Consider the following 9,562-nt stretch of genomic DNA (forward strand, 5'->3'; position numbering starts at 1 on the left):
ATTGAGGTCACGTTTGAAGAAGTGCGGGAACATTTAGGTGTAGAAACACAACGGCAGTGGTCTGACAAAGCCATCGGTAGAACAACGCCTGTATTAATGGGGTTGTATTCCTTAGCCTGTGTTATCGCCAAAGAAATGAGACAATCCACTCTTTTACAACCGGCATTAACCAGTTGGTATGACAAAAAAGATCAAGCAACATTTTCCGATGTCATCGCATTTATTAGGCGAACAATTTGGGCTGAAGAATATTTTTCAAACTCAAGTATGAGTGATGACTTTATTAAATTAACACCCAATGACGCTGACACTTTAATTAATCAACTCGCGATGGCTGCTTGATGGCCAAAGTCGAGATTATTTTATTCAATTTAATGCATATCTGTAAGCGGCTATGCTTGAAGTATCAATTATTTAACCCATTTTCAAACATAGGATACCGCCATGGACTACATCCGACGAGCTGAAGACCGAGGAAAGACTAACTTTGGCTGGCTGGATAGCCGACATACTTTTTCTTTTGGTCAATACTATGAGCCTCAGCATATAGGTATTTCAGCCCTAAGAGTCATCAATGATGATACCGTAATTGGTGGTGCAGACTTTGACACCCATGGACATAGAGATATGGAAATTATTTCTTATATTTTAGAAGGTAGTATCGAACACAAAGATAGTATGGGTAATCAGTTCACTGTCACCCAAGGAGAAGTCCAGCGTATGAGTGCTGGGAGTGGTATTCTTCACTCAGAGTTTAATCATTCCCCAACAAAGTCATTACACTTTTTACAAATTTTGATTCAACCCAATGTACGAGCCATTAAACCAAGCTATGAGCAAGCTAAAATCAAACAAAGTGATACATTGACTCCCCTCGTAACACCGAATGGTCGTGATGGCTCACAGATGATGCACTAAGATGCATCTCTTTACCGGCTACGCTTAGCGCCCAATGAGAATAATGCCTTATCGTTAGGGCCGCGTATTGGTTACTTGCATATTATCAATGGCCAAGCTCACATAGGCGAAGACCAGTTCACATCAGGTGATGGGTTAGGCAGTTTTACACAACAATTACTGTCTATTAAGGCAGGAAAAGATGGCTTAGAAGGCTTATGGTTTGACTTACCTAAACCATAAGCCTTAATCAGCAGAAACCAATACCACAAAAAAAGGCCATCACATTTTGATGGTCTTTTTGTTTTCTTTATCAATGAGCAGTATTAACTAGAACGCTTTTCTTTTCTTGGTGCCCTTTTCTTTTTATGCTTGCTGCTTGGTGATGCAGTATTAGGCTTACCTTTCTTACCACTGGGTTTACGCCGCCGGGGAGATCTTTCTACCACCTCATCTGTTAGGGTGATTTTAAGCTGTTGACCACAGACTAACGTTTTCTTTAAGGCTTTTAAAATGTCTTGGGGTAAACCAGCAGGCAAATCAACTGTACTGTAGTGCTCCTGAATATCAATGCGGCCAATTAATTTACTACTGATATCAGCTTCATTTGCAATAGCACCCACAATATTATTGGGTTTAACACCATGTTGATGACCTACAGCAATCCGATAACGCTCCATACCCTTATCGTCTGAGATATCAAATTGCTTGCGCTTTGGCTCAGGCTTGAGCAATAAAGGCTCATCACCTTGTACTAATTTCGCCAGTGCTGCAGCAATTTCCTGTGCAGGTATATTATGTTCTTGCTGATAGTCATTAACAATTTGCAGAAAAAATTCTAAAGATTCTTCCGCAATAGTATCGGTAATTCGCTGCTTGAAGCGGCTGATACGTTGATCATTAATGATTTCTGTTGAAGGTAACTCCATTACCTCAATACGCTGTCGAGTGGCACGCTCAATACTGTGCAGCATCCGCTTCTCACGAGGCGCAACGAACAAAATTGCTTCCCCTTTTCTTCCTGCCCGACCCGTTCGGCCAATGCGGTGTACATAGGTTTCGATATCGTAAGGAATATCAAAGTTAATAACATGGCTGATACGAGGCACATCCAACCCACGGGCAACAACGTCAGTGGCGACAAGGATGTCTAACTTGCCCGCTTTTAAACGGTCAACTGTTTTTTCACGTTGCTGTTGAGGGATATCGCCATTTAAAGGCGCAGATGCAAAGCCTCGTGCTTCCAACTTTTCAGCGAGTTCTAGCGTAGCCGTTTTGGTCCGCACAAAGATAATCATGCCATCAAACGGTTCTGCTTCCAGCATGCGGGTCAATGCATCCAGCTTATGGACACCGCTGACCAACCAATAACGTTGACGAATAGTATCAACCGTAGTGGTTTTAACCTTGATCGCAACTTCTGTAGGATCAACCAAATGCCGTTGGGCAATGCGGCGAATCTCATTAGGCATGGTTGCTGAAAATAGTGCTATTTGTCGTTCAGCAGGAGTTTGCTCCAACACCCACTCAACATCGTCAATAAAGCCCATGCGCAGCATTTCATCAGCTTCATCCAGTACCAATGTCTGTAACTTGTCCAACTGCAAAGTACCACGCTTAATATGGTCAACCACCCGGCCCGGTGTTCCCACCACAACGTGTGCACCTCGTTTCAGTTGACGCAACTGCCCACGGTACTCCTGTCCACCATAAATGGGTAATACATGGAAACCTTTCATATGTGCGGCATAGCGCTGAAAAGCCTCTGCAACTTGAATGGCAAGCTCACGGGTAGGTGCTAACACAAGTACTTGTGGTGCGCTCAACTTAAGGTTAATTCGAGATAGCAACGGCAATGCAAAGGCTGCCGTTTTACCAGTACCTGTCTGGGCTTGACCAATCACATCCTGACCAGACATGACATGAGGAATCACTTGTGCCTGGATAGGAGATGGTGTCTCATAGCCTACATCATCCAGTGCTTGTAAAACCGGTGGAATAAGGTTTAAATCGTGGAAACTGCGCGAAGAATTTTCATCAACAGACATTAAGAATACCTATACAAAAACACGCTAGCCAGGGCAGTTGTCTGTGGCATGGGCAAACCCTGAACAAAAATAAGGCGCGCATTATACGTGATTGCAAATGGTTTGTATCGCTTTTTTCCTTTTCAAAGCGAAACCGCTACCTACATCAGCTCTGTACCCTACTCCTTACTGTATAGACTATAGCAGCTCAACTCAGTCGTTTGGCTCTTAAAAGCCGCTACTGTACTTCTTCATCCTCAGCAGGTTCACACTAAGCAAGCATCGATATCCTTGATGACTCAAAAAGAGCTCACTCATGCACACTGAAAAAAGTTTAAAGGATTAATTGGTAGGATGCCTCCCTGCACCCCTTCTAACAGCATCCTTTAAAATACCCCTTACATCCACATTTTTATTAAACAGCGCTTTGTGTTAATAATGGGCTTACTTTTTGTGGTGATGCTGCCGAAGATACTTCACTGCTCCCGCCCTGGTTTGCCATAGTGCTCATAGACTGAACCAGCTGGTTTAAACGACTCACATCCTGTTTGCTAGTCTGCAACTTAGCAAAAGACTGATGATCAACCTTAAAGTAAACACCATCAAGGGATTTAAACATTAAATTCCTGTGTTCATCATCACGCTGATAGTGTTGTACAACTAATGCACCTTTTTGCCCTTCTACATCCAGCCGAAGGGCAATACTTTCATCCAAGTGAATACTTTGAGAAGGGTCTGCTAAGTCAACGCTTCTCGCTTTAATATCCTCAAACTTCGCATTAAACAACACGATATCCTGCTTGCCATCATTAGCATTTGTATCAACAACGACCAGTCCATCTGTTTTAGGCGTGTAAATATAGACATCATGACCATTGCCACCAATCAAGGTATCATAGCTCTTTACAGTACCGCCATTGCCACCGCCCTGCAAAATATTATTTTTATCATTGCCTGTCAGGCGGTCGCCAAACTGGCTACCCGCGAAGGAAGTGATATCTGCATAAGGGTGAGTACCTGTTCTGGCCTCTTGGTCTAATACTACACCTTGTGCCGACATGGATGCATCAAAGCCAGTCACTTGAAACTGGTATTGATCATTATTTTTGACTAATTTTAGGGTTAAATTATCACTGGTTTTAAAGCGTACGTGTTGCACAGCATCTCCTTGCGTCCAATGTTTTAACCTGACATTTAATGTGCCAGACTGCCCATCATTTTTATAGCGAGTTTGTGCTGTGATTTGCTGTTGGTATTTCGTAATCAGGTTTTCATAACGTTCAGTATACTGTTTTACCGCTTCAGTAAATGACTGGGCTGGAGGAACACGGCTTGCAAAAGTTCTTAATTTTCCAGCCGTAGGCTTGCCTAATATTTTCTCCGCCGCAGACTCAAACCCATCACCATCAGTTACAACATAGGTTTTACCTTGAAATAGCATAGTACGAGTATTCAACTCATCAACAAAGCTCTGAAAAGATAATTGCTCATGCCTTGATAGTATACGCTGTAAAAATGCTGCAATACGCTGAAAATTATCTTGGTCAGCCTTTAACGCATTTATTTTTTGTTGCTGAGCTTGTTGATTTGCTCGTGCGCTAAAAATGACATCTTCTCCGTCCACAGATAGTGATGATAAATGCCCTCGTTCTGCACCCAGTACAATGTAATCCATTGCTTTATCATGTGCCCGGTTATCTATTTCAACCTTATTTGCTCTATCCAAATACGACTGAACTAAATAAACGTCATTACCTTCACCGCCAGCAAGTGCATCTGCCTGTTCACCAGAACCATAACCATTTAATACATTCGCCAAGGCATTACCCTTCAAACGATCATACTTTGAGGTACCGGTTATCTGTCGAATATTTTCCATTCCTAGCCGGTTCGCATCAAATACTGCACCTGTTTCCTGCTGCAAAGTAGACGACTTATCATAAGCTACAGCCGTTAATGAGACTTTGCCATTGTCATTCAGCGCTTCTTGAGGATGAGCACGGTCAATGCCAGGCTGACGAGAAAGCACATGGAAAGAAAGTGCAGTTCTTCCATTATCACCTTGCGTTGAGGTATGTTCTGCTGCTGAGGCTGAAACGAGTCCTCCTACGTGCACTAAATAGCCATCACTGGTTTTTATTTGTAAATGCTGATACTGGCTGCCTTTAAACCAATTTTGTATACGAACATAATGTGCTTTCTGTTGTTTATCTTTATAAACAACTAACAAATCATCACTCCAAGCCCATTTTTCCCTGCCTTCTTTAACCTGCAGTTTATAAGCTTTAATAGCATTAAGCTCAGCATTAACGCTCAGCGTATCCAAACTCGGTTGCGTGGAATCATCAAAATTATTAATGGTTAGCCACTCTGCAGCATGTTCTCCAGCGATATAAGTATCAGCCCCCTGGTCACCAAACACATGTATTTGCTGTGGTCCCAAAATAAATAAGTCATCCCCAGCCAACCCTTTCATGGTATAGCTATAGCTTGATAAAGAGGCCCCAACCGCATTACCATCGTTATCAACAGGCTGCTGTTGAATCGTTTGAAATACATTATTTTTATTATTACCAACATAGCTTCCAGTGTTCGATCCCTCATCCGTATCAATGCCTCCTTGCTCATTTCGAGCAATGACCTGCTTTGTATTAATTGGAATAACCCACAACATTTTGACTGTTCTGGATTCCATGGTTATTTCAGGTGTCTGACCAGCCCCCAATACAATATTTTGAACCCCATCGGTGTTAACTGAAAATGTGCGGCTTTGTTGTTCACCCGACATATCGACCATATTGTCAATAATCAGAGAGGAATCATAACCTGGATCACCCAGTTTAAACTGTAAATTACCGCCATAATAAGAAGCTGGTGCACTAGCAAAATCGATGGTTGCTGGACCATTTTCATCTGTTTGATAAATACTAAAATAATTTCGATAATCAGACAGTAATGACAATAATTTTACATCTTCTCGATACTGATCTTCTAATGCTTCACTTTGCTGTAAAGCATTCATAATATTACCTATTGGGTGGAACTCATAAAACAGTTGCTCGATACCATTTCCAAGTCCTTGAAAAAATGCATCTGCACGTTGTTGCCACGAGGCATCACTAGGCAGCTCACTTAAGGCTTTTTTCACATTATCATATAACGTCCCAAAGCCTAATCTGGCAATGGTAAAACCAATAGAAAATGCTTCAAATAAAGGAGAAAGAGGAGAAGGAATTGATGCTAATGCGCCTGTTGCTGTGGCAAAAAAATCAAGTACGAAATTAACAGTACCTCGCACTTTATCAGGATCTTTTAAATCCTCACTCATCCCATGAATACCTAATCCCACCCCAATTAATGGTGTAGCCCTGGCTAATAATTTACTGAATGCACGTATGCCCGCAGCACCTGTACGACTGAATTGTGCAAAAGAGCTCGCTAACGCAGGCGCGGCTTTGCGAGCTGCTATTGCTGATAACCCATCAGCGGTAGAAGCTGTGGCCTTTGCGAGTAAATCCCCGGTGCGCATTAAAATTTTAGGGGGCATATCCGCTAACTCACCAACACCATAGAGTGTCATGGCAGAATTCGCCGCAATAGCCTTGGCATCACCACTTGTTAAAGCATCAGACAGGCTTTCCATTCCTTTAAGCGTCATAAATATACCTAACGCTCTTGAAGTACGCGCCGTACCCTTCGAGAATTCCTGTCGAAAACCTTTGATGACATTTACTGTGCGAAACTGGTTCGGATCAGTATTTATATGTTGCGTTTTACGTTGCCCAGCATCTTGGTATTCAATAACAAGTTTACCTGAAGGTAAATCCGTGTCATCAGCAAATCCCACAAAATCTGTTGCCTGCTTACCTAATGTCGTCAGCTTTTGTTCGACAAGGTTTTGAATCAATTGCTGGTCATGTAATCGCGCCGTTTGTAGTGTTTTAGCTGGATTGAAAAACGAGTCTGCATCGACCCCCAGAGAAGAAGTACGAGCCTGCCCCATTTGACTCAATGCATCTTCAATTTTTATATTTTTAATAACCTCTGCGTCTACTTGATTTAATGGTTTTTCTCCCTCACCGAGGGTAAAAACTTGCTCAGTAACGCCACCAGAACCATTAGTGGTTACAATTACTTTATGTTGATGATCACCCGCTTTCCAAATAACGTTGCCATCAGCCATAAAACGTAAAGTTTCTTTTTGTCCCTGCGCATTCACTTTAACGACGGTATCTTGTGCAGAAATAGAAACTTTTGCCTGCGGTTTAGTTGACGCGATTTGCTGAGCGACTTGAGTAACAAATCGACTCCCATGTTGACTATCAACAGCCCCCAAACCACATGACACTAAACTTATTTTTTTCGGGATATCCTGCTGTAAGCCATGTTCAAATAGCTTGGTTGTTAATTGTTCCGCGCTCATCCCAGCCAGCGTTGAGCCATGTTGTAATGCAGAGTCACTGAGCATTGCTTCTGAGTGGCCCACTAGTAACATTTGATCATTAGCAGTAACAGGCAATCTAGAAACTGTTTGACCCGTTAACACATCAACAACTTGTCTATGTTCAGGGTTCCACTGTAACCATTTAACCTTATCTGTCGGGTATTTATGAAACAAGCGTAATGCCGCATTAAAACTTACAGAGTCACCATCCAGTTGAACAATAACATTATTCGAATACTTACTACCGGCAGTGGTGGACTGCCCAGCTAACCGTGCCACTTGTTTCGTTGAGGGCTGTCGCCACTGATTTGCAGCTAATGTACGATAGTCTTTTAATTGACGCGTCGTAGGCTGTGTAAAACTCGCCTCATAAACGACTTTAACGCCGTTTATTTCATCTGGTTGCAGCCAGTTTGTTGGATTGGAGTTAACATTTTCCCTGGTTTTAGTACCATCACGATAGCTAACTGCACTTTCTTGGAGCTTAACTGTACATTCGCTACAAGCAGGCTTTGATATACCAATGGTTTTATCTGTTAGCGAAATATTGTTATCCTTAAAGTACCTTAACAGTTGCATTTCTGCGTGTGGCTTGGCCGCTTCATTCGCACTGGTTGGGGTATCGCCAATACCAATAAAGACAACACGATCAAAATCTGCGACACCTTGCAGCTCTGCTTGCAACTGATCTACCACAGCCACTCTATTTGCAGCATGGCTCCGCTGATCAGCATCCTGAAATAACGAAAAGGATAAATATTTATTTTTACTATCCAGCCCAGTAAGTTTTTTTGTTGCTGGGTTATAACTTACACCGGATCTTGTTTTCGTATTAGAAGCCACATAAAGTGTTTTATCAACAAGTGTGACAGCTACCGTCTCATAGTTAATCTCAGTTGCATCACCCGTGGCTCCCCGCCCTTTCGTTTCAGGCGATAACTGATTTATTTGAGTAATGAGTTGTGGAGTAGCATTTGGAATTTGCTGCGGATTTAAAAGATAATCTTTGATTTGCTCAACAGTTAACTGATCTGCACTCGGAAGGCCTGCTTCTGCCAAAGCTTTCTGCGCTTGGCTAATCAGTGATCCTTCAGTATAAGCACGAATATTAAGTTGTTGACCATCTTTTAAATAGGGCTGCCAGGCTTCGGCCAACTCCCGCGCTTTTGCTTCAAACTTTTTTTTAGCTTCAGTAATTTGTTTATTTTTGGCTTTATCAGGTATAGCAACACCTTCTAACCATGAATCAATATGCTCATTAGAATATGCAGAGGCTAATATAAAATTGGCTAGCTTATCTTCAAAGCTAAGCGCACCAATATTTGCACCACTGTTTACAACACCATTTGTTTCACTTCCAGGCATGAGTTTATTCCTTACTACATTAACAACTAAAAACTCAATGAAAACACCCTCCCGAGAAATCGGAGCAGGATTAATAAAAGGTCATATCCCTTATAAAATATTAAAAATGAAGATTTAGACTTTAAGCGCCTATATAAAGAACAACATGTACATTTCTTGCAACAACCTTAAAAAAAGCACAAACCCAAACAAAACCAGCCCACTCTAAAAATAAATAGACAAACAAAAAAAATCAAATATATTTCTTACAATTTAAAATACGTTATTCCTAACAATTAAAATACAAAAACACAAGTTTCACACAAATACTACAAATACTACAAATACTACAAATACTACAAATACTACAAATACTACAAATACTACAAATACTACAAATACTACAAATACTACAAATACTATTTGGTTTTCATATTATCTTTAACAATCATACATATACAGTCTTTTATGCAACAACTTTTTAAATAAGTTTGGCTCTGAAAGAAGACAGCCTCTCAAACCTCCTTCATCAAGATACCTCTAATATTTCCTTTGAAATAACTCGAGTAAGCTTGCAAGTTAATTATTGGCTGGCCCAAATATAAATATTGCTCATAATATATCTTAGAAAATTTTTTAAGAGACGTTAAATTAGTGTTTATTCATAAACTGACTTTCCAACATCGAATGAAGCTATATACTTTAGACTTTCTTGCTTTAGGGCACCTCTAAAAATTCTTATTGATGTATAATACATAGCAGCTGAGTAATAAGAAACGAGTGCTAGCAAAATGGTGCAACCAGGTTTTTTTGATCTGAAAGATCGTTATAACAAGCTGAATGAGCGTGA

At 41.1% G+C, this 9,562-nt stretch carries 4 protein-coding genes and 1 pseudogene; 3 read left to right on the top strand and 2 right to left on the bottom strand.

Going from position 1 to position 9,562, the window contains the following annotated elements:
* The 3 genes and pseudogenes from F607_RS34860 to F607_RS35285 form a co-directional block, all read left to right on the top strand.
* Positions 1-342 (top strand): hypothetical protein (locus F607_RS34860; protein ID WP_038292037.1); only part of this gene is annotated, 342 nt, incomplete at its 5' end.
* A 102-nt stretch (positions 343-444) separates the two neighbouring features.
* A complete protein-coding gene (locus tag F607_RS31080) occupies positions 445-918 on the top strand; it encodes a pirin family protein (protein WP_211233694.1) in 474 nt (157 codons plus the stop codon).
* A gap of 60 nt (positions 919-978) precedes the next feature.
* Positions 979-1,140 (top strand): annotated as a pseudogene (locus tag F607_RS35285) (pirin family protein); the annotation flags it as partial.
* 83 nt (positions 1,141-1,223) lie between these two features.
* Here the strand turns inward: F607_RS35285 and F607_RS0121850 are convergent.
* On the bottom strand, positions 1,224-2,945 hold the full coding sequence (locus tag F607_RS0121850) for a DEAD/DEAH box helicase (protein ID WP_027709775.1): 1,722 nt from the start codon (positions 2,943-2,945) through the stop codon (positions 1,224-1,226).
* A gap of 394 nt (positions 2,946-3,339) precedes the next feature.
* Positions 3,340-8,733, bottom strand: a complete 5,394-nt coding sequence (locus F607_RS0121855) for a C80 family cysteine peptidase (protein ID WP_027709776.1) — start codon at positions 8,731-8,733, stop codon at positions 3,340-3,342.
* Positions 8,734-9,562 lie beyond the last annotated feature (829 nt).

It is taken from the genome of Zooshikella ganghwensis DSM 15267 (genome assembly GCF_000428585.1).
GTDB classification, from domain to species: Bacteria; Pseudomonadota; Gammaproteobacteria; order Pseudomonadales; family Zooshikellaceae; genus Zooshikella; species Zooshikella ganghwensis.